The following is a 20,351-nucleotide window of genomic DNA, read 5'->3' on the forward strand; positions in this document are numbered from 1 at the left end:
ATGTGGGACTAGTCGTGACTGACTAGTAGAGGAAAACTTACGCAGGGCGGGGCGTCGCTGGCCCGATTCGCTGGCACTCGGCAGAAAACCGAGTGGGTGTGGCAGGCGCCGGGGGCTCGGGGTCGTGGCCTTCGGGGCGTCTCGTCGCGGTGGGTCTAAAAAGACCCACGTGGACGTCTCGGCGATCTGTGTGCGGATCGGAGAGGTGGAGCGGATGCTGGTGCCGCTGCTGTGATGCGGCTGCCAGTGGTGCGGGGTGGTGCTGGTGCGGTGCTGCAGGGTTGCTTGGTGCAGGAGTGCTTGTCTTACAGGGTGCGGCCGGCAGGAGCCTGGTCAGGCTTTGACGGTATCGCTGTCGCTGGTGGCGGCGGTCGCGTCGGCGTCGTCGGCGGCGGTCTCGTCTACGGAGTCTAGCTCAGCGTCGTCGCTGTCAGCGGTGTGGGCGTCGGCGCGAGTGTCGACGTCGTTCGGCCCGCGGCCGGGGACGTAGGCGCTCGGCACCATACCGGTGTGGTTTCGGCTCTGCCACGCAAAGATGATGATGCCGAGGATGACGGCAGCCACGGCGGCCCAGACGTTGGTGCGGATACCGAAGAAGAGCTGGCTGTAGTCGGTGCGAATCGACTCGAACCAGGCGCGGCCGACGCCGTACCAGATGAAGTAGAGGGCGAGCGTCTTGCCCCACTCGAGCTTCACGTTGCGGTTGATCAGCAGGATCACGGCGAGGCCGAAGAGGTTCCAGATGATCTCGTAGGCGAACGTCGGGTGGAACAGCGTGCCGGCGGGCAGGCCCACGGGGTACGCGGCGTTGGTGGTCTCGATCTCGAGGCCCCAGGGCAGCGTGGTCGGGGTGCCGAACAGCTCGTGGTTGAAGTAGTTGCCGAGGCGGCCGAACGCCTGCGCGAGCATCAGGCCGGGCACGAGTGCGTCGGCGAAGACGGTGAAGCGGAGGCCGGTCTGGCGGCATCCGAGCCAGGCGCCGAGGGCACCGAAGATCAGCGCGCCGAAGATGGCGAGCCCGCCCTCCCAGATCGCGAAGACGTGCCAGAGCGGCTGGCCGTTGAAGTAGTCGTCGGGGTGCGTGACCACGTGGAAGACGCGCCCGCCGACGATGCCGAACGGCACGCACCAGATGGCGAGGTCGATGATGATCCAGCGCTCGGCACCGCGACGGTTCAGCCGGTAGTTGGTGACGAGGACCGCCGCGACGATGCCGAGCAGAATGCAGATGGCGTACGCGTGGATCCGGAGGCTAAAGGGAATCGACGCACCGAACGTGTCGTTGATCCACCCCGTGAGGTCGAAGTACTGCCACGAGGCAGACGGGCTCGGAATGCTCAGGGGCAGCAACGTTCAGGTGCCTTTCGTGGGGAAACAGGGGCCGGACCGAAGGATCCGTCACGGCCGAAACCGGGGTGTTCGTGCGGTGTCGTGCGACGAACCCCGCCGCTACGAGACTCTACTGCCCGAAGCGAGGTCGCTCGACACGGCCGCGAGTCGCTCGAGGCCACCCTCGGCGAGGGCACGGACGAAAGCGGAGCCGATGATGGCTCCGTCGGCGTACGCGAGGACTTCTCGCACCTGCTGGGCGGTGGAGATGCCGAGGCCCACGCAGGCATTGTCGACCCCGACGGCCCGCAGGCGTGCGACCAGAGTGGCCGCGGCCGAGTCGACGTCGGAGCGGGCACCCGTGATGCCCATGGTCGAGACGGTGTAGACGAAGCCCCGGCTCGCCTCGACGGCCTGCTTCAGGCGTGTCTCGGAGGACGAGGGGGCGGCGAGGAACACCCGGTCGAGGTCGGCGGCGGTGGCCGCAGCCATCCATTCGGAGCCTTCGTCGGGAATGAGGTCGGGGGTGATGAGCCCGGCTCCCCCGGCGGCGGACAGCTCGTCGGCGAACCTCTGAGCGCCGAACTGCGCCACGGGGTTCCAGTACGTCATGACCAGCACCGGCGTCTTCACCTGCGACACGATCTCGCGGACGGCGGGGAACGTGTCGCGAACGCGATACCCCTCAGCGAGAGCACGCTGGGTGGCCGCCTGGATGACCGGGCCGTCCATCACCGGGTCGGAGTAGGGCAGACCGAGCTCGAGCACGTCGACCCCGTTGTTCGCCAGGGTGACAGCGGCGTCGATGCTCGTCTGGATGTCGGGAAACCCGAGGGGCAGATAACCGATGACGGCACCCGACCCGGCGTCTTTCCGGGCGTGGATCGCCGCGCCGACCTTGCTGGTGGTGGAGTCGATCACAGTTGCACCGCCCCGTCGTCGACGATCTCGCCCTCGAGCAGACCGAAGTAGCGGCTCGCGGATGCCACGTCTTTGTCGCCTCGCCCGCTCAGCGACACCAGGATCGTCGCATCAGGCCCGTGCTTGAGCCCGAGTTTGATCGCTCCGGCCAGCGCGTGAGCCGACTCGATCGCGGGGATGATGCCCTCGGTGCGGGTGAGGAGGCGGAAGGCCTCCATCGCCTCGGCATCGGTGATCGGCTCGTAGTGCACGCGGCCGATCTTGGCGAGCCAGGCGTGCTCGGGGCCGACCGCCGGGTAGTCGAGCCCGGCCGAGATCGAGTGGCTCTCGACGGTTTGGCCGTCGTCGTCTTGCATGAGGTACGACTTCGCGCCCTGGAGTACGCCGGTCTTGCCGAGCGTGATCGAGGCGGCGTGGCGCCCACTCTCGATGCCGTCGCCGCCCGCCTCGAAGCCGTAGAGCTCGACCGAAGGGTCGTCGAGGAACGCGTTGAAGATGCCGATGGCGTTGGAACCGCCGCCGATGCACGCGGTGATGTAGTCGGGGAGCTTGCCGGTGAGTGCCAGCACCTGCTCCCGAGCTTCTTCGCCGATGATCTTGTGGAAGTCGCGGACCATCGTCGGGAAGGGGTGCGGGCCGGCGACCGTGCCGAGCACGTAGTGGGTCGTCTCGACGCTGGCGACCCAGTCGCGGAGGGCATCGTTGATCGCGTCTTTGAGCGTGCGCGAGCCGGTGGCGACTGACACGACTTCGGCGCCGAGGAGGCGCATGCGGGCGACGTTGAGTGCCTGGCGCTCGGTGTCGACCTGGCCCATGTAGACCACGCATTCCATGCCGAAGAGGGCGGCGGCGGTGGCCGTCGCGACCCCGTGCTGGCCGGCACCGGTCTCGGCGATGAGGCGGGTCTTGCCGAGCCGTTTCGCGAGGAGCGCCTGCCCGAGCACGTTGTTGATCTTGTGCGAGCCGGTGTGGTTCAGGTCTTCGCGCTTCAGGATGACGCGTGCGCCGCCGGCGTGCTCCGCGAAGCGGGGCACCTCCGTGATGATCGACGGACGACCCGTGTAGGTCTTGTGCAGCTCGGCGAGCTCGGCCTGGAAGGACGGATCGACGGCGGCCGCCTTGTAGGCCTCGTCGAGCTCATCGAGGGCTGCGACGAGAGATTCGGGCACATAGCGCCCGCCGAACTCGCCGAAATACGGGCCAACTACATCGTGCAGGGTGGTCATCAGACCTCCAGGAAAGTGGTGAGGGCGTCGACAGGGTCGCCGTGGACTACGAGAGCCTCGCCGACCAGGACGACGTCGGCCCCCGAACGGCGGTAGTGAGCCACGTCGGCCGGCGACTTGACGGCGGACTCGGCGACCCGCACGACACCCGAGGGGATGCTGCCGGCAAGCGAGCCGAAGAGGTCTTGGTCGAGCTCGAACGTGGTGAGGTCGCGAGCATTGACGCCCAGGACGGTGGCCCCGGCATCGAGACCGCGAACGACCTCGTCGGCGGAGTGCGTCTCAATGAGGGCCGTCATGCCCAGCTCGAGAGTGAGCTGGTGGAGTTCGACGAGCTTCTGCTGCGGCAGGCCCGCGACGATGAGGAGCACGAGATCGGCCCCGGCGGCTCGTGCCTCGAACACCTGGTACGGCTCGGCGATGAAGTCTTTGCGGAGCACCGGCACCGAGACGGCCGCGCGGACAGCGACCAGGTCGGCCAGGGTGCCCTTGAACTTGCGCCCCTCGGTGAGGACGCTGATGGCACTCGCGCCACCGGTCTCGTACGAGTGCGCGAGGGAGGCAGGGTCGGCGATCTCGGAGAGGGCACCGCGAGACGGACTCGCGCGCTTCACCTCGGCGATAATCTTCACCCGGTCGGCTGGCTGGAGCGCAGCACGGGCGTCGAGGGCAGAGGTCTGGGCGAGCGCAGCGCGTTCTACGTCAGCGAGGGAGACGAGAGAACGGCGCGCTTCGGCGTCGGCGAGAGCGCCGGCGTAGAGGTCGTCGAGCACTTACTGGTGAGCCTTCGGAACGTAGCGGGCGCCGCCGACGCCGTAGCCCATCTTTTTGAGGACGAGGCCGACGAGGGCCCCAATCACGATGAACCCGGCCGCGATCCAGACCACGATCGGCACATCGGCGCAGAAGGCGATGGTGCCGACGGCGAATGCGACGAGCATGATGACGACGGCCGTCCAGGCGGCCGGCGAGTTGCCGTGCCCGTCGGAGTCGCTGTCGTGGCTCGCCTCGGCGGCCTTGCCGGCCGACGCCTTCGTCACATGGTTCGTGCTCTCGATACTCACGGTGCTCCTTGAAATGCTGGGGGTACGAGCCCCGAGTCTATCGGTTGTCGCTCGGGTCATCCTCGCGGCGAGCTGTCGGATCTGCTCCCGTCGAGAGAGTGTCCCAGGCCACGACCGGATCGGTGGTGCCGTTCTCGTCGACGAGGCGGACGGCCTGATAGCGACGGGTGGAGGCGGGCCAACGCTTCGAGGTGAGGATGACCGCCACGCCGAGCGCCGCCATGGCAACGCCCGCGAGGAGTGCGACCCAGGGCCAGGCGGTCATCGAGTGGCTCTGGACGATGTCACGGACGGACGAGTCGCCGTCGACGCCGGTCACCTTCGTGATCGCGTGGGCCGCAGCGCCGATGGGGTCGGAGACCGCGAGGATCGCGGACAGGGCGACGCACCCACCCAGGAGGATCTCGAGGACCCCCAGGATGACGCGGAACACCGGGCCCGCAATCGTGATCGCCCCGAAGAGGGCGAGCCCCGCCAACGCCAGCGCCGACAGGGCGGGCGCCGCTGCGCTGCCGTCGGCCACCACCCGCACGGTGCCGCCGCTCGGGCTCGTGACGGTCGAGTTGACCCAGGTCTGCGTGTACGTGAGCAGGGTGAGACCGGCCAGAGCCAGTCCGGCGAGGATCGACGGGAGCTTGGTCGAGCGGGTGCGTTGAGGAGTGATTGTCATGACGCTGCCTGTCTGGCGTCGGCCTGGTCGACCGGCACGGATCAGTGAAGGGTCGTCATGGCGTTGGCCACGGCGACCGCTCGAAGGGGTGCGGCGGCCTTGTTGCGGGCCTCCTGGTTCTCGGACGCGGGATCGGAGTCGGCCACGAGGCCGGCGCCGGCCTGGACGCGGGCGATGCCGGGCTGGAGAAGAACGGTTCGGATGGCTATCGCGACGTCAGCGGATCCTGCGAAATCGAAGTATCCGACCACGCCGCCGTAGACACCGCGCTGGGCGGGCTCCAGGGCGTCGATGATCTCGAGGGCTCGGGGCTTGGGCGCCCCGGAGAGCGTGCCGGCCGGGAAGGTCGCGCGGAAGGCGTCGATGGCGTTGCGGCCCGGGGCGAGGTCGCCCTCGACGCTCGAGACCAGGTGCATGATGTGGCTGAAGCGCTCGACGTGCATGAATTCGGTGACCTCGACGCTGCCCGGCACGCAGACCTTGAGGAGGTCGTTGCGGGCGAGATCGACGAGCATCAGGTGCTCGGCGCGCTCCTTGTCGTCGCTCTCGAGCGCGGTCGCGAACGCGAGGTCTTCTTCGGGGGTCGCGCCGCGTGGCTTCGAGCCCGCGATCGGGTGGGAGTAGGCGCGAGAGCCCTGGACCTTGACCAGGGCCTCGGGGCTGGAACCCACGATCTGATACGGAACGCCGGCGCTGTCTTCGAGACTGACCAGGTACATGTACGGGCTCGGGTTGAGGGTTCGCAACACCCGGTACACATCGATGGCCGGCGCCGTCAGCTCGTGGTCGAAGCGCTGCGAGATCACGACCTGGAACACGTCGCCGTCGTGGATGAACTGCTTCGAGCGAGCGATGGCCTCGGCGTACTCGGCATCGGTCGACCGGCGCACCGGCGACGGCTCGAGAGACATGTCCACCTGGGCGAGGTGCGCGGGGCTCGGCCCGGCGAGCTTCGTCTGCAGGGCATCGAGCTGCTTCTGCGCCGTCGTCCACAGGGTCTCGGCGTCGTCGGTGCCGTCGTTGAGGGCGGTGGCGATGAGCAGCGCCGTGCCCGTGCGGTGGTCGAGCACGATCAGCTCGGAGACGAAGCTCAGCGCCTGAGCCGGCACGTCGAACTCGGCGGGTGGCGCATCGGGCAGATTCTCGAGCTGCCGCACGGCCTCCCAGCCGATAAATCCGACGAGACCACCGGTGAGCGGCGGGTGGCCGGGGATCACGGGGGTCTTCCAGCGGTCGTGGAGGTGAGACAGGACGTCGAGGGGAGCACCCGAAGCGTCACCCAGCGCCCGTTCGCGTGACACGCCGTAGTCGATCCACTCGGTCTGGATCGAGGATCCTTCTCGCGTCGTGACTCCGCTCGTGGTGAGAACGCCGAACGACGAGACGCCGATGAACGAATAGCGCGACCAGATGCCGCCCTGCTCGGCGGACTCGAGCAAGAACGTACCGGGACGGCCGTCGGCGAGCTTGCGGTAGATGCCGACCGGGGTCTCTTCGGCGGCGAAGAGATTGCGAACGACCGGGATGACCCGGTGGCCGTCGAGGAGCGCGTCGAATTCGGCGCGGGTGGTGCTGTCAGACATGCGGAGAGCCGATCGAGGAGGAGCCGGTCGCGGGAACGAGGGGGTCGACGTCGAAGCAGGCGTGTTCGCCGGTGTGGCAGGCGGCGCCGATCTGCTCGACGATGACGAGCAGGGTGTCGCCGTCGCAATCGAGAGCGGCGCTGCGCACGAACTGGGCGTGACCCGAGGTGTCGCCCTTGCGCCAGTACTCTTGGCGCGAGCGCGACCAGAACGTGACCCGACCCTCGGTCAGCGTGCGACGGAGCGCCTCGGCGTCCATCCAGCCCATCATCAAGACGTCTCGGGTGCTCTCTTCTTGGATGATCGCCGGCAGCAGCCCCTTCGCATCGAAGGCGGCCCGCTCGACGACGGGCTCGACGGTCTCGCGGGTGAGCTGCTCGGTCATGGTGATCCTTCGATTGGTGAGGCGCACGGTGCCCCGGCCGCCCGGTCAGCGGACGATGGCACCGGATTCTGCGAGGGCCGACTTGACGTCGCCGATCGTCAGCTCTCCATTGTGGAACACACTGGCCGCGAGCACCGCATCGGCGCCGGCCTGAATCGCCGGGGCGAAGTGGTCGAGCCGCCCGGCGCCACCCGACGCGATGACCGGCACGGCGGCGTTCTCGCGCATCAGGGTGATGAGCTCGAGGTCGAAGCCGCGCTTCGTGCCATCGGCGTCGATCGAGTTGACCAGCAGCTCTCCGGCCCCGCGCTCGACAGCCTCGCGGGCCCAGGCGACCGCGTCGAGAGTGGTCTCGCGCCGACCGCCGTGGGTGGTCACGACGAAGCCGGACGGCGTCGTGGGCGATCGCTTGACGTCGAGCGAGAGGACGAGTGCCTGGGCGCCGAACCGGTCGGCGATCTCGCCCAGGAGCTCCGGGCGGCCGATCGCGGCGCTGTTGACGCCCACCTTGTCGGCTCCGGCGCCCTGGAGGCGCGCGACGTCGTCGGTGGAGCGCACTCCCCCGCCCACCGTGAGTGGGATGAAGATCTGCTCGGCGGTCTGGCGCACCATGTCGTAGGTGGTGCCCCGACCCTCGACCGACGCGGTCACGTCGAGGAAGGTGATCTCGTCGGCACCTTGCTCGTAGTAGGTGCGCGCGAGCTCCACCGGATCGCCCGCGTCACGCAGGTCGAGGAAGTTGACGCCCTTCACGACACGGCCTTCAGCCACGTCGAGGCAGGGAATCACCCGGATGGCGAGGGTCGAGTCACCCGAGGCATGCGTTCGGTGAGTCACGGTCGCTCGCCCGTCACAGTCTCGCGGCGTGGATGGGGCTGACCAGGATCGCTCGAGCCCCGAGGTCGTAGAGGGCATCCATGATCTGGTTTGTGTCGGTGCGTGGCACCATGACGCGGACGGCAGCCCACTCCGGGTCGTGGAGAGACGAGACCGTCGGCGATTCGATGCCCGGAGCGACCTTGGTCGCCTGGTCGAGCAGGCGCACGGGGAGGTCGTAGTCCATCAGGACGTATTGGCGCGCGACCAGCACACCCTGAAGGCGACGCTGCAGGACGTCGAGGCCGGCGATGGACTCGTCGGAGGCGATCAGCACGGCCGTCGACTTGAGGATCACCGGGCCGAAGGTCTCGAGACCGGCCGCCCGGAGGGTCGTACCCGTCTCGACGACGTCGGCGATGGCATCTGCGACGCCCAGCTGAACGGCGCTCTCGACGGCGCCATCGAGGCTGACGAGCTCGGCGGTGACGCCGTTCTCCCGTAGGAACTCGCGGACGAGACCCGCGTAGCTCGTGGCCACGCGGACGCCCTCGAGGTCGGACAGTTGGTGGTACTTGCCCGCGGGGCCGGCGAAGCGGAAGGTCGACGAGCCGAAGTCGAGGCTGGTGACCTCGCGCGCCGGCGAGCCCGAGTCGAGCAGCAGGTCGCGGCCGGTGATGCCGACGTCGAGGGCACCGGAGCCGACGTAGGTCGCGATGTCGCGGGGACGCAGGTAGAAGAACTCGACGCCGTTGCGCTCGTCGGCGAGGTAGAGCGACTTCGGGTCGCGACGACCGGTGTAGCCGGCCTCGGTGAGCATCTGGCTGGCGGTCTCGGAGAGCGAGCCCTTGTTGGGTACAGCTACGCGGAGCATGAGTCCGATTTCTCTAGAAGTGACGGGGCCGGTGGGGCTCGGAACGTCGAGCCGGGCTCAGAGATGTCGGTAGATGTCGGCCGGGGTGAGGCCCTTGGCCAGCATGAGCACCTGCAGGTGGTACAGCAGCTGCGAGATCTCTTCGGCGGTGGCGACGTCGCCCTCGTACTCGGCAGCCATCCACACCTCGGCGGCCTCTTCGACGATCTTCTTGCCGATCTGATGCACTCCGGCGTCGAATTCTTTGACGGTGCCGGAGCCCTCGGGGCGCTCCGTGATCTTGGCGCTGAGCTCTGCAAACAGGTCGTCGAACGATTTCACGACGCCTACGCTACCTGGCTCGCGCTCGCGCGGAGCGCGGCGATGCGGTCGATGGGCTCCGGGGTACCGGCCGGACCATAGACGGAGGATCCCGCGACGATCGTGTCGGCACCGTTCTCGACGGCGGTCACGATGGTCTCGGCGGTGATACCCCCGTCGACCTCGAGCCAGATCTCGCGGCCGGACGCATCGATGGCTTCGCGAGCGGCTCGGAGCTTCGGCATCGTCTCGCCCATGAACGACTGCCCGCCGAACCCCGGCTCCACGGTCATGACCAGGATCATGTCGATGTCGTCGAGGAGGTCGAGAACGGGCTCGATCGGGGTGCCCGGTTTGATGGCGACGGCCGCCCGGGATCCTGCGCTCTTGATCGCCTTGGCGACGGCACGGGGATCGGGTGCCGCCTCGATCGAGAACGTGACGGAGAAAGCGCCGGTCTCGGCGTACTTCGGGGCCCACCGCAGCGGGTCCTCGATCATCAGGTGGACGTCGAGGGGCAGCGGGCTCACCTGCTGGATGCGATCGACGATGGGCAGGCCCAGCGTGAGGTTCGGGACGAAATGGCCGTCCATCACGTCGACGTGCACGAGGTCGGCCGTCGAGATGCGACCGAGGTCGCGCTCGAGGTTGACGAAATCGGCCGAGAGAATGCTGGGGCTGATGCGGATGGGGTGATTGCTGGGCACGCGTCAAGCCTATCGGGCGGTCTGCAGCACGACTTTTCGGGCAGGACGCCGCCTTTCGGCGGTTTTTCGCCCGCAAAGCGGTGTCTGCCCGCAAAGCGGTGTCGGCCCGCGCGGACGGCGAGACGCGAGCTAGGCGCGCTTGCGCAGCAACGCCACGAACATCGCGTCGGTGCCGTGTCGGTGCGGCCAGAGCTGCGCGAACGGCCCGGCACCGAGGTCGAGCTCGGCGACCGCCACGCTCTGCAGCACCTCGGTGGCGTCGATCGTGTCGATCGGCGTACCGCCGTCGCGAGCCCAGCGCTTCAGACCGGACTCGACGACTCCGCGGGTCTCGGCCGTGTGCGGTGAGCAGGTCACGTAGGCGAGCGTGCCACCGGGCGCGAGCGCGGCGAGGGCCGACGAGAAGAGCTCGGACTGCAGCCCGGTCAGCTCGGCAACGTCGCGCGGTTGCTTGCGCCATCGGGCTTCGGGGCGTCGGCGGAGTGCGCCGAGGCCGGTGCAGGGGGCATCGAGCAGGATCCGCGCGTACGTCTCGGGCTCGGACGCCCCGATCTCGGTGGCGTCGCCCTGCCTGACCTCGACGAGCTCGGGTACGGAGGCCGTGGCGGCCGGCGACGACGAACCCGCCGCTCGGGCTGCGGCGGTGACGGCGGCGAGGGCCTGCTTGACCAGACCGACACGACCTGGGACGAGCTCGTTGGCAGTCAGTCTCGCACCGCCGACGGCGGCTTCGGCCGCGAGCAGGGCCGCCTTGCCGCCGGGCCCCGCGCACATGTCGAGCCAGCGCTCCCCCGGCTCGATCGGCTTCAGGCGCGAGAGGGCGAGGGCGGCGAGTTGTGAACCTTCATCTTGCACTCGAAGCGTGCCGGATCGGACGTCGGCGAGGCTCGCGGGGTCGCCGTGCGGTGCTGTGAGAGCGACGGGCGAGAACCGGCCCCCCTCGACACCCTCGACGGCGGCAGGGTCGGCGAGGCCGGGCAGGGCCACGAGGCTGACGCGGGCCGGCTCGTTGTCCGCTTCGAGCAGGGTCTCGAGCTCGTCGGCGCGACCCTCCGCCGCGAGGGCCCCGCGAAGGGCGCGAACTACCCATTCGGGATGCGAGTAGCGAGCGGCCAGGGCATCGTCGGGGCTGGTCGTCTCGGCCAGCACCCGGGCGAGCCACTCGTCGGGGGTCGAGCGCGAGACGGTTCGCAGCACGCCGTTGACGAATCCCGTGCCCGAGCGACTGCCGACCTGACGCGCCAGTGAGACCGACTCGTCGACGGCGGCGTGCGGAGCGACCCGGGTCGCGAGCAGCTGGTGCGCCCCGAGACGGAGCACGTCGAGAAGGGCCGGATCGATTTGATCGGTCGGCCGGCGAGCGGCGATCGAGAGGACACGGTCGTAGTAGCCGGACATGCGCAGGGTGCCGTAGGTGAGCTCGGTGGCGAGCCCGGCGTCTTGGGGCGACAATCCGGCTCGCACGATGCGCTGCGGCAGCAGGAGGTTGGCGTAGGCGTCGTCGTGCTCGACCGCGCGGATCACGTCGAGCGCCACCTGTCGGGCCGGCTGGACGCGCGGCTCGACGCGCGGGGTGCGCTCGGAGCCGCCGCGCGGGCCGGTGCGGTTCGGTCGACGGCGGCCTGTTCCGTCGTGGTTTGCCCTTGGGTGGTTCGCCCCGGAGCGGTTCTCGCCGGAATCGCGCTGTTCGCTCACGAGGCTGCTCCTGCCCGGTCGAAGGCCAGCGAGTCTCTGTCGGGCACCCCGCGCAGCCAATCGGCGGCCCCCATCGGCTTCTTGCCGGACGGCTGCACGGTGATCAGCTCGAGCGGCTCGGTCGAGGTTCCGACCAGAACCCGTCGACCGTCGAGAAGGATCCGCCCCGGCGCCACTTTGCTCGGCGCCCCCTCGGCGCTCGGCCCCGCTTCGGGCACCCGCAGCTCGAGCACCTTGAACCGGGCACCATCGAGCAGAGCGTGCGCCCCCGGCTCGGGCGTGACGCCGCGCCAGCGATTGTGGAGGGCGGCTCGGCCGTTGGTGAAGTCGAGCAGCCCGTCGTCGAGAGCGAGTTTGGGCGCGAGCGTGACGGGACCCGTCTGCTTGGTGCGGGTCGGGGATCCTGATGCGATCTCATCGACGACCTGCGTTAGCAGCAGAGCGCCCGAGATGGCCAGCTCGCCGAGGAGCTCGCCCGCCGTCTCGTCGCCGCGGAGCGGCTTGTGGATCGAGCCGAGGAGCTCGCCGGCGTCGAGTTCGGGCACGAGCTGGAAGACGGTTGCCCCGGTCTCGGCATCGCCCGCCATGAGGGCGCGCTGCACCGGTGCGGCACCCCGCCAGCTCGGCAGGAGGGAGAAGTGCAGGTTGATCCAGCCGTGGCTCGGGGTCGAGAGCAGCGGCTCGCGGAGGAGGGCGCCGTACGCGACGATGACTCCGAGGTCGGCCCCGGTGGCTCGGACCGCGGCGGTGATCTCGTCGGTGATGCGGCGGGCCTTGAGCACGGGGATGCCGAGTTCGACGGCGGCGTCGGCGACAGGAGTCGGGGTGAGCACGCGCTTTCGGCCCTGGGGCGTGTCGTCGCGGGTGAGGACGGCGACGATGTCGTGCTGACCGGCGGCGAGAGCTCGGAGGGAGGGAACAGCGGCGGCGGGGCTACCGGCGAAGACGAGGCGCAATTCGAGGCTTTCGAGTGGTGATCGGGGTGGGACGGGCGACTGAAATCAATCGGAGAAGGGCTCGACGTCGTCGAACCGCACTCTGAGTGTAGGAGCGGGCGTGCGGCGGTTCGTGTTGCGGGCATCGCCGGGGCGCAGATCGCGCGGTGGTTTGCGGCGGTCGGTCGCAGCACGGATCACCCGACCGCGGAGGATCGATGCCACGTCGTGCCCGTGCGCGTAGTCGAACCGGACGATGGCGCGAACGGTGCCGCCCTCGACGTCGACGGGGCCGAGGGTCTCTTTGCGAATCGATTCGGGGAGGGCGTCGAGAGCGGTCTCGACGGTGTCGGTGCGACCGGTGACTGTGGCGACGCGCACCGACGGCGGAAATCGGAGCTGCCGTCGATCCGCCAGCTCGGACGAGGCGAATCGGGCGAGGTTCCAGGTCGCCATGGCGGAGGCGATCGTGCCGCCGACCCCGACGAGGAAGATCGGGGCGCGATGGCGGGCCAGGGCGATCGCGTCGGCCCACCAGCGCACGCAGTCTTCGGCCACGCGCAGACTCTCGCGGGCCAGCATCCGCTCGCCGTCGAGCAGGAGCACGGCCCGGTAGCCTCCTGGCGCGATCGGTTCGGCGCCGCGCGTCGCGACGACGATGGCCGACTCGTCGTCGACCTCGAGCACCGGCCGCGACCCGTCGGAGACGATGACGCGCACGCCCGGGAACGCCCGCCCGAGCTCGTCGGCGGTTCGACCCGCGCCGGTGCCGACCGACCGCATCATCGTGTTCTCGCACGTGACGCAGTGCCAGCCGACCGCGAGGGCACCGCACCAGGCGCACGCCGGCGTCGCGTCGGCGCTCTTCTTCTGCAGCGGCCCGCTGCAGCGCAGACACCGCGCCGTGTCGCCGCACTCGGTGCACGCCAGCCGAGGCGCATACCCGGGGTGCGCCACCTGCACGAGCACGGGACCGTGCTCGACGGCGTTCCGGGCCTCGAGATAGGCCGTCGACGGGATGCGCGCGTTGGCCGCGAAGCCGTCGCGGGAACCCTGCTGGGTAGTGGGGATCACGTGCGGTTGATACCGAGGATCCGGTAGCACCTCGCTCAGCCACCCGATCTCGACCAGTCGCTGTACGTCGGTGGAGCGCGCGTGGCCCGCGAAGACCAGGGCCGGGTGCTGCTGCTCGTAGCGGAGCAGGGCGGTGTCGCGGGCATGGGCGTAGGGGGTCAGCGGCTCGGAGAAGAGCGGGTCGCCGTCGTCCCATAGGGCGATCAGCCCGAGTGTGGTCGACGGGGCGAGGAGCACGGAGCGGTTGCCGACGATGACCAGGGCCTCGTCACCCCGCGCCCGGAGGAGGGCGCGGTAGCGGTCGGGGTTCGACTGCTTGGAGTCGAGCCGCACGATCGTCTCGGGCGGAAGCACGGCCTCGAGGGCCGAGACGAGTTGCTCTTGATCGCGGTAGTCGGGAACGGCGAGGATGGCCGATTCGCCATCCGCCACCGCGACGGCGGCCAGCTCGGCGAGCGTGACGGCCCAGCGGCCGACCCAGCGCGGCGGCAGGCCCGGCACCGCGGGCAGCTCGACCACGAGCGGCACCGCGTCGAGGGCGAGACGGGCGCGGCCGCGCACGGCGGCGACGAGATCGACCGAGCGGTAGCCCGTGATGCCGCGGGTGGTCACCTCGTCGCGCTCGGGCGCCGACACGTTGTCGGTGCTGCCTGTCTTGGTCTCCGCCTTTGCCGGTGTCGTTGCGTCTTCGGCCTCTGCCTCCGCCTTTGCGTCGGCGGCTGCCGCACGCGCGGCGAGCCACGCCTTTTCGACCCGCACCTGTCGCGTGGGCACGGCGAGCCGAAGCACGTCGCTCGCTGACCCGCCGGCGCGATCGGCGAGCGCGCGCGCCAGACGCCAGACCTCGGGTGCCAGCACCGGCACCTCTGAGATGAGCTCTTCGATCTCGCTGAGGCTGCCCTCGTGCTCGGAGCCGTCGGCCATTTCGATCACGAACGCGTCGGCCATCCGCCCGGCCGAGCGCAACGGCACCTTGACGCGCATGCCGGGGCCGACCGTGCCGACCAGCCGTTCGGGCACGGCGTAGTCGAACAGGCGGTCGAGCTGCGGCAGCGGAGTGTCGACCAGCACCCGCGCGACGGCCCGTGACATGCGTGACTCGCCTTCGACGATGGTCTCTAGAGGCCTGCCGCGGCTCGGAGGGCATCGACGCGGTCGAGTGCCTCCCAGGTGAAGTCGGGGAGGTCGCGACCGAAGTGCCCGTAGGTCGACGTCGCCCCGTAGATCGGTCGGAGAAGGTCGAGATCGCGGATGATTGCGGCGGGCCGAAGGTCGAACACCTGGCCGATGGCGTCGATGATCGTCTCGTCGGGCACGTGAGCGGTGCCGAAGGTCTCGACATAGAGACCGACCGGTGCGGCGCGGCCGATCGCGTAGGCGATCTGGATCTCGAGACGTTCGGCGAAGCCAGCGGCAACGGCGTTCTTCGCCACCCAGCGCATCGCGTAGGCGGCCGACCGGTCGACCTTCGACGGGTCTTTGCCCGAGAACGCGCCGCCGCCGTGACGCGAGGCCCCGCCGTAGGTGTCGACGATGATCTTGCGGCCGGTCAGACCCGCATCGCCTTGGGGGCCGCCGATCTCGAAGCGCCCGGTCGGGTTGATGATGAACTTCGTTGCGAAGGTGTCGAGACCGGGCGCCTCGGCGGCGAGGACCGGGCGGATGACGTGCTCGATCACGTCGCGCTCGAGCTGCTCCATCGAGACGCTCGGCGAGTGCTGCGTCGAGAGCACGACCGTGTCGACCGTCTTCGGTGTGTAGCCGTCATAGCCGATCGTGACCTGCGTCTTGCCGTCAGGACGCAGGTAGTCGAGCACCGCGTCTTTGCGGACTGCCGTGAGGCGCTCGGCGAGACGGTGCGCGAGCCACACCGGAATCGGCATGAGCTGCGGGGTCTCGGTCGTGGCGAACCCGAACATGATGCCCTGGTCGCCGGCACCCTGCGAGTTGAGGGCGTCGTCGGTCGAGCCCGCACCCGTGCGGGCCTCGAGGGCATTGTCGACGCCTTGAGCGATGTCGGGCGACTGTGCCCCGATCGACACCTCGACACCGCAGGTGCGGCCGTCGAAACTCACCGACGAGTCGTTGTAGCCGATGCCCGTGATGAGGTCGCGCACGATCGTGGGGATGTCGACGTAGCCCGTCGTCGTGACCTCGCCCGCGACGTGCACCAGACCGGTCGTGACGAGCGTCTCGACGGCGACCCGGCTGTGCGGGTCGACCTCGAGAAGCGCGTCGAGGATGCGGTCGGAAATCTGATCGCAGATCTTGTCGGGGTGCCCCTCCGTCACGGACTCGGACGTGAAGAGGCGGAGGCTACCGGTGGTGCTGGGGCTGCTGGAGGACACGGATTCCCTAAGACGAAAGCGGTGGAGATGCCGTTCGATTCGGCGTTTGCAACTCTAGCCGGGGGTGGCGACACTCCCCCCGTCGCGTGACGACGTGTGAACGAGATCGCGGTTGTGGAGACGCGGTGGACGGGCCGGGGCAGAGCGGCTCACACAGCGGAAGAGACGGAAGCCGAGGATCCGGCCCGCGGATCCTCGGCTTCTGTCTCGTGGCGGTTCTCCCCGAACTGGCTCAGCGGCCGATCGGCGACATGTCGGGGTAGCGGTCGCCCGAGGCTGCCGGCAACGCCGAGAGTCGTGCGACCTGATCGGCGCTCAGCGTGAGGTCGGCGGCACCGAGATTCTCTTCGAGTCTCGTCACGCGCTTCGTGCCCGGGATCGGCACCAGATCGTCGCCCTGCGCGAGCAGCCAAGCGAGGGCCACCTGGGCGGGAGTGCCATCGACCTCGCCCGCCACCTGACGGACCTCGTCGACGAGACGCATGTTCGTCGCGAACGCCTCCTCCTGGAACCGGGGGTTCGCGAGACGGAAGTCGTCGGAGTCGAGGTCGGACGGCTTCGTGATCGCCCCCGTCAAGAAGCCGCGGCCGAGCGGAGAGTACGGCACGAGGCCGATCCGGAGCTCGCGCAGGGTGTCGAGGACGTCGCCCTCGGGGTCGCGGGTCCAGAGGGAGTACTCGCTCTGCAGGGCAGTGATCGGGTGGACGGCGTGCGCTCGCCGGATCGTCGCCGCACTCGCCTCGGATAGCCCGATGTGCCGGATCTTGCCCTCCTCGACGAAGCCCGCGAGCTGACCGATGACGTCTTCGATGGGCACGTCGGGGTCGACGCGGTGCTGGTAGTAGAGATCGATGTGATCGGTGCCGAGGCGTCGGAGGGACCCCTCGAGGGCCACTCGGATCGAGCCGGGGTCGGAGGTGATGTGACGCTCGGTGCTCGGGGTCGACTCCCCCGGCGTATGGCGCAGCAGGCCGAACTTCGTGGCGATGACGACGTCGTCGCGGCGATCACCGAGAGCCTTGGCGAGCAACTCCTCGTTCGAGTACGGGCCGTACGCCTCCGCAGTGTCGAACAGGGTGACACCGAGGTCGATGGCGCGGTGGATGGTGCGGACCGATTCGTCGTCGTCGGTGCCGGCGCCCGTGTAGAAGGCGCTCATTCCCATGGTGCCGAGGCCGAGTGCTCCGACCTCGAGGTCGCCCAGTGTGCGGGTCTGCATATGTCTCCTCTTTGTCTGGCGGCGTCGGGTGTATCTGCTGCCCCATCGAGCTTGCTCCCGATGCGGCCGATCGGCGCTCAGCCTCGCCCGAGTGCGACTCCGGCGTGCGTCGAGTGACGGGAAATGCCCGCGGCTAGGCGGGCAGCCTCGCAAGTGGCGGCACTCAGGGGGCAGGATCCGACACACTGCGGGCGCTACTGCGCTTTGAGTAGCTCGATGAACTCGTCCGCCATGCTGATCTGCTCCTCGAGCTTCGCTCGCCGAGCGGTCGCCTGCTCGATGAAACCGTCGAGCGCTGCGCGGGCCTCGCCTGCCCCTGCTCCGGTGCCGGAGCCGGAGCCGGAGGTGGCCTCGGATTCGCCGAGGCGGTCGACGACCCGCAGAAGCTCGGCCATCTCGTCGAGAGTGAACCCCAGGGGCTTCATGCGGCGGATGACCATCAGCCTCGAGAAGTCGCGCTCGGTGTAGAGGCGGAATCCGCCCTCGGTGCGCCCCGACGGCGTGAGGAGCCCGACCTCGTCGTAGTGGCGAATCGTGCGGAGCGACATCTGTGACCGGTCGGCCATCTCTCCGATGTGCATCGTCGCCACGACCTCTTCCGCCGTCATCTCAGTAGCCACCGTCACCATCCTCGTCGCTCAACCCTTACGTTACGGTAGGGTTGAAGAAAGGGCCGCGAATACACCGGCCCTCTCGATCTTCCCACTCCTCGCAGATCACGACGGCGTGGGCTCACGCGCAACGGGGCGCGCCTCCGTCTTATCAATCGCTCTCCCGAGAGAGCCGACCACGCAGGAGCCGCCCCATGGCCTCAGCTTTGCCCTCAGTCCGCCCGGCCACCAAGCCGATCACCGTGCTCAGCGCCCTGCGCTCGCCGCAGCAGCTCTCCCGCGAGGTCCTCGCGGGCATGGTGACGACCCTCGCCCTCGTGCCCGAGGTCATCTCGTTCTCGATCGTCGCCGGGGTCGACCCGATGGTCAGCCTCGTCGCGTCGATCGTGCTGGCCCTCACGATGTCGATTCTCGGAGGTCGGCCGGGTGTGATCACGGCCGCCGCCGGATCAGTCGCCCTCGTCATCGCCCCGCTGGTGCACGACCATGGCGTGCAGTACGTCTTGCCGACCGTCATCCTCGCCGGCATCGTGCAGATCGTCTTCGGCTTCGCGGGGCTCGCACGACTGATGCGGTTCATCCCCCGCTCGGTCATGGTCGGGTTCGTCAACGCGCTCGGTGTGCTGATCTTCACCGCGCAGGTGCCGCACGTGCTGAACGTGCCGTGGCTGGCCTATGTGCTGTTCGCTCTGACCTTCGCCATCATCTTCATCGTGCCGCGGTTCACGCGGGTCGTCCCCTCGCCGCTGATCGCGATCGTGGTCGTGACGGCGATCGTCATCGTCGCGAAGCTCGTCGTGCCGGATGTCGCCGACGAGGGCCCGCTCACGGGCCAACTTCCCGGTATCACGCCGTTCCTCGTGCCGCTCAACCTCGCGACCCTCCAGTTGATCTGGCCGACAGCTCTGAGCGTGGCATTCGTCGGACTCATGGAGACCCTCCTCACCGCCAAGCTGGTCGACGAGATGACCGACACCCCGTCGCACAAGGGGCGTGAGTCGTGGGCACTCGGCGTCTCGAACATCCTCGCCGGTTTCTACGGCGGCATCGCAGGCTGCGCCATGATCGGCCAGACGGTCTTGAACGTGAAGACCGGTCGCGCTCGCACCCGCATCTCGACCGTCGTCGCCGGGGTCTTCCTCCTGGCCCTCGTGACGGGATTGAGCTCGATCATGGGCCAGATCCCGATGGTCGCCCTCGCCGCCGTCATGATGGTGGTCGCCGTCACAACGGTCGACTGGCACAGCCTCAAACCCTCCACGCTCCGCCGAATGCCTCTTCCTGAGACGCTCGTCATGGGGCTGACGGTGGCGGTCGTCGTCGCGACGAACAACCTCGCCTACGGAGTGCTCGTCGGAGTCGTGCTCGCGATGGTCCTCTTCGCCCGCCGGGTCGCGCACGTCATCAGCGTCGAGCGCACGGAGTCGGCCGATGGCTCAGCCGTTCACTACGACGTCACCGGGCCCCTCTTCTTCGGCAGCAGCAACGATCTCGTCGATCGGTTCTCGTACAGCGAGGATCCCGCAACCGTCACGATCGACCTGAGTCGTGCGCAAATCTGGGACGCCTCAACCGTCGCCTCCCTCGACGCGATCGAGACGAAGTACCGTGACCACGGGATCGAGGTCGGTTTCGACGGCCTGGATCAGCGGAGCACGCTGTTCCACTCGCGGCTGACGGGGCGGTTCGGGGCTTAGAGAGCGGTGGCGGGCTGCTCGAGTACTTGACGAATTGCCTCGAATAGCTTCCGCACGTCAGGGGCGATCCACGGTGGCGAACTCGGCTTGCGAAAGCCTCCGGCCACGATCACATGGCTGCGTGCCGTGACGCGCGAGACGGTGGCCGAGCTAGAGAACTCGAGCTGCACGCCCCCGTAGTGGAAGGCCAGAAAGCCCTTCGGCACCAGAAAGGCCTGCTCGTCGTCGAGGCTCGTCGTGGTCAGAGTTGGTGCGCCGGCTGCTGCCAGAGCTTCGCGAATCACCTGTGGCCAGCTCTCGATGCACCCCTCCGCGGCAAGCACTGCAACGACGGTGCGGTCGTCCACACGAGTGACACCGAACTCGGTGACGCGGTATCCGCCAGTGTCGCTCACGCTGTGACCATACGCCGCCTCGCGGCTTCGCCATGAGCTGATCGTCCACGATCTGCTGGTGTTCGGGGCCGAACATCAGCACATCGTGGACACTCGCTGCCCGGGCGACGCTACGGTGGACCGCAGACGGAGGGAAACGAGATGACCGAGTTCAGCTGGACGCTGCTCGAACTCGTCCTGCCCCTCGACATCTGGCTTCGGACCTATCTGAACGCCCTGCCGCACCTCGCTCTCGGGCTCCTGCTCCTAGCCGTCGTCGGAGCGATCGCGATCGCGATCGTCGTGCACGGGGCCACGAAGTACCCGGCGATCGACGTGCCCGTGGCGAGCGCCCCCGAGCCACGCCGACCCCGTGAGCGGCGACGGCGGCAGCAGGCACGCCGGGAGGCCCCGTGCGGTGGGGCTGGGGCGCGTGCGCCCGGATCCTGGGCTCTTCGTACCCGCTGAAGCCTGCCGGTACGAAGACTCCCGTTCGAGTCCGCATCGCACCAGTAAGGCAACC

21 protein-coding genes are annotated in these 20,351 nt (G+C 68.9%); 2 read left to right on the forward strand and 19 right to left on the reverse strand.

What is annotated here, in order from left to right:
• Positions 1-333 precede the first annotated feature (333 nt).
• The 18 genes from lgt to ASF54_RS01425 form a co-directional block, all read right to left on the reverse strand.
• Positions 334-1,341 (reverse strand): prolipoprotein diacylglyceryl transferase, encoded by a 1,008-nt coding sequence (gene lgt / locus ASF54_RS01340; RefSeq protein WP_055961827.1) that lies wholly within the window; start codon positions 1,339-1,341, stop codon positions 334-336.
• Between the two features lie 108 nt (positions 1,342-1,449).
• The gene (gene trpA / locus ASF54_RS01345) at positions 1,450-2,250 is read right to left on the reverse strand and encodes a tryptophan synthase subunit alpha (RefSeq protein WP_055957852.1); all 801 of its coding nucleotides are present in this window, start codon (positions 2,248-2,250) and stop codon (positions 1,450-1,452) included.
• Entirely contained in the window at positions 2,247-3,476 is a 1,230-nt protein-coding gene (trpB, locus tag ASF54_RS01350) for a tryptophan synthase subunit beta (protein ID WP_055957856.1), read from the reverse strand. The genes trpA and trpB overlap by 4 nt, the downstream gene beginning before the upstream one ends.
• Positions 3,476-4,249, reverse strand: a complete 774-nt coding sequence (gene trpC / locus ASF54_RS01355) for an indole-3-glycerol phosphate synthase TrpC (protein WP_055957860.1) — start codon at positions 4,247-4,249, stop codon at positions 3,476-3,478. Before trpC ends, trpB begins: the two co-directional genes overlap by 1 nt.
• Positions 4,250-4,516 (reverse strand): DUF6704 family protein, encoded by a 267-nt coding sequence (locus ASF54_RS01360; protein WP_055961830.1) that lies wholly within the window; start codon positions 4,514-4,516, stop codon positions 4,250-4,252. It lies immediately after the preceding gene.
• Between the two features lie 61 nt (positions 4,517-4,577).
• Positions 4,578-5,210, reverse strand: a complete 633-nt coding sequence (locus ASF54_RS01365) for a Trp biosynthesis-associated membrane protein (RefSeq protein WP_055957863.1) — start codon at positions 5,208-5,210, stop codon at positions 4,578-4,580.
• 41 nt (positions 5,211-5,251) lie between these two features.
• Positions 5,252-6,793 carry an anthranilate synthase component I gene (locus tag ASF54_RS01370; RefSeq protein ID WP_055957865.1) on the reverse strand — a complete coding sequence of 514 codons (1,542 nt, stop codon included), beginning with the start codon at positions 6,791-6,793 and terminating at the stop codon, positions 5,252-5,254.
• On the reverse strand, positions 6,786-7,178 hold the full coding sequence (hisI, locus tag ASF54_RS01375) for a phosphoribosyl-AMP cyclohydrolase (protein WP_055957868.1): 393 nt from the start codon (positions 7,176-7,178) through the stop codon (positions 6,786-6,788). Before hisI ends, ASF54_RS01370 begins: the two co-directional genes overlap by 8 nt.
• Before the next feature lie 45 nt (positions 7,179-7,223).
• Complete coding sequence (hisF, locus tag ASF54_RS01380; protein WP_055957871.1) at positions 7,224-8,015, reverse strand: imidazole glycerol phosphate synthase subunit HisF; 792 nt, start codon at positions 8,013-8,015, stop codon at positions 7,224-7,226.
• Between the two features lie 13 nt (positions 8,016-8,028).
• On the reverse strand, positions 8,029-8,868 hold the full coding sequence (gene hisG / locus ASF54_RS01385) for an ATP phosphoribosyltransferase (protein WP_055957874.1): 840 nt from the start codon (positions 8,866-8,868) through the stop codon (positions 8,029-8,031).
• Between the two features lie 57 nt (positions 8,869-8,925).
• Positions 8,926-9,189: a phosphoribosyl-ATP diphosphatase gene (locus tag ASF54_RS01390; protein ID WP_055957877.1), complete on the reverse strand. Its 264-nt coding sequence runs from the start codon at positions 9,187-9,189 to the stop codon at positions 8,926-8,928.
• A 5-nt stretch (positions 9,190-9,194) separates the two neighbouring features.
• A complete protein-coding gene (gene rpe, locus ASF54_RS01395) occupies positions 9,195-9,875 on the reverse strand; it encodes a ribulose-phosphate 3-epimerase (protein WP_055957880.1) in 681 nt (226 codons plus the stop codon).
• Between the two features lie 129 nt (positions 9,876-10,004).
• A complete protein-coding gene (locus tag ASF54_RS01400) occupies positions 10,005-11,570 on the reverse strand; it encodes a transcription antitermination factor NusB (protein WP_084815864.1) in 1,566 nt (521 codons plus the stop codon).
• Positions 11,567-12,526, reverse strand: coding sequence for a methionyl-tRNA formyltransferase (fmt, locus tag ASF54_RS01405; RefSeq protein WP_055957887.1), 960 nt, complete (start codon positions 12,524-12,526; stop codon positions 11,567-11,569). The genes ASF54_RS01400 and fmt overlap by 4 nt, the downstream gene beginning before the upstream one ends.
• Positions 12,527-12,571: 45 nt before the next feature.
• Positions 12,572-14,671, reverse strand: a complete 2,100-nt coding sequence (locus ASF54_RS01410; protein WP_055957890.1) for a hypothetical protein — start codon at positions 14,669-14,671, stop codon at positions 12,572-12,574.
• 26 nt (positions 14,672-14,697) lie between these two features.
• Complete coding sequence (metK, locus tag ASF54_RS01415) at positions 14,698-15,927, reverse strand: methionine adenosyltransferase (RefSeq protein WP_055957892.1); 1,230 nt, start codon at positions 15,925-15,927, stop codon at positions 14,698-14,700.
• A 232-nt stretch (positions 15,928-16,159) separates the two neighbouring features.
• Entirely contained in the window at positions 16,160-17,146 is a 987-nt protein-coding gene (locus ASF54_RS01420) for an aldo/keto reductase (protein WP_055957895.1), read from the reverse strand.
• Between the two features lie 194 nt (positions 17,147-17,340).
• Complete coding sequence (locus ASF54_RS01425; protein WP_055957899.1) at positions 17,341-17,754, reverse strand: MerR family transcriptional regulator; 414 nt, start codon at positions 17,752-17,754, stop codon at positions 17,341-17,343.
• A 197-nt stretch (positions 17,755-17,951) separates the two neighbouring features.
• Here ASF54_RS01425 and ASF54_RS01430 point away from each other — a divergent pair, with 197 nt between their 5' ends.
• A complete protein-coding gene (locus tag ASF54_RS01430; protein WP_055957902.1) occupies positions 17,952-19,454 on the forward strand; it encodes a SulP family inorganic anion transporter in 1,503 nt (500 codons plus the stop codon).
• On the opposite strand, the gene ASF54_RS01435 is transcribed toward ASF54_RS01430, so the two are convergent.
• Positions 19,451-19,849, reverse strand: a complete 399-nt coding sequence (locus ASF54_RS01435) for a hypothetical protein (RefSeq protein WP_055957905.1) — start codon at positions 19,847-19,849, stop codon at positions 19,451-19,453. The two genes, ASF54_RS01430 and ASF54_RS01435, sit on opposite strands and share 4 nt — an antisense overlap.
• Before the next feature lie 141 nt (positions 19,850-19,990).
• Between ASF54_RS01435 and ASF54_RS01440 the strand changes: the two genes are divergently transcribed.
• A complete protein-coding gene (locus ASF54_RS01440) occupies positions 19,991-20,296 on the forward strand; it encodes a hypothetical protein (RefSeq protein ID WP_055957908.1) in 306 nt (101 codons plus the stop codon).
• Positions 20,297-20,351: the final 55 nt, after the last annotated feature.

The sequence above is a fragment of the Frondihabitans sp. Leaf304 genome, assembly GCF_001423105.1.
In the GTDB taxonomy this organism is placed as follows: domain Bacteria; phylum Actinomycetota; class Actinomycetes; order Actinomycetales; family Microbacteriaceae; genus Frondihabitans.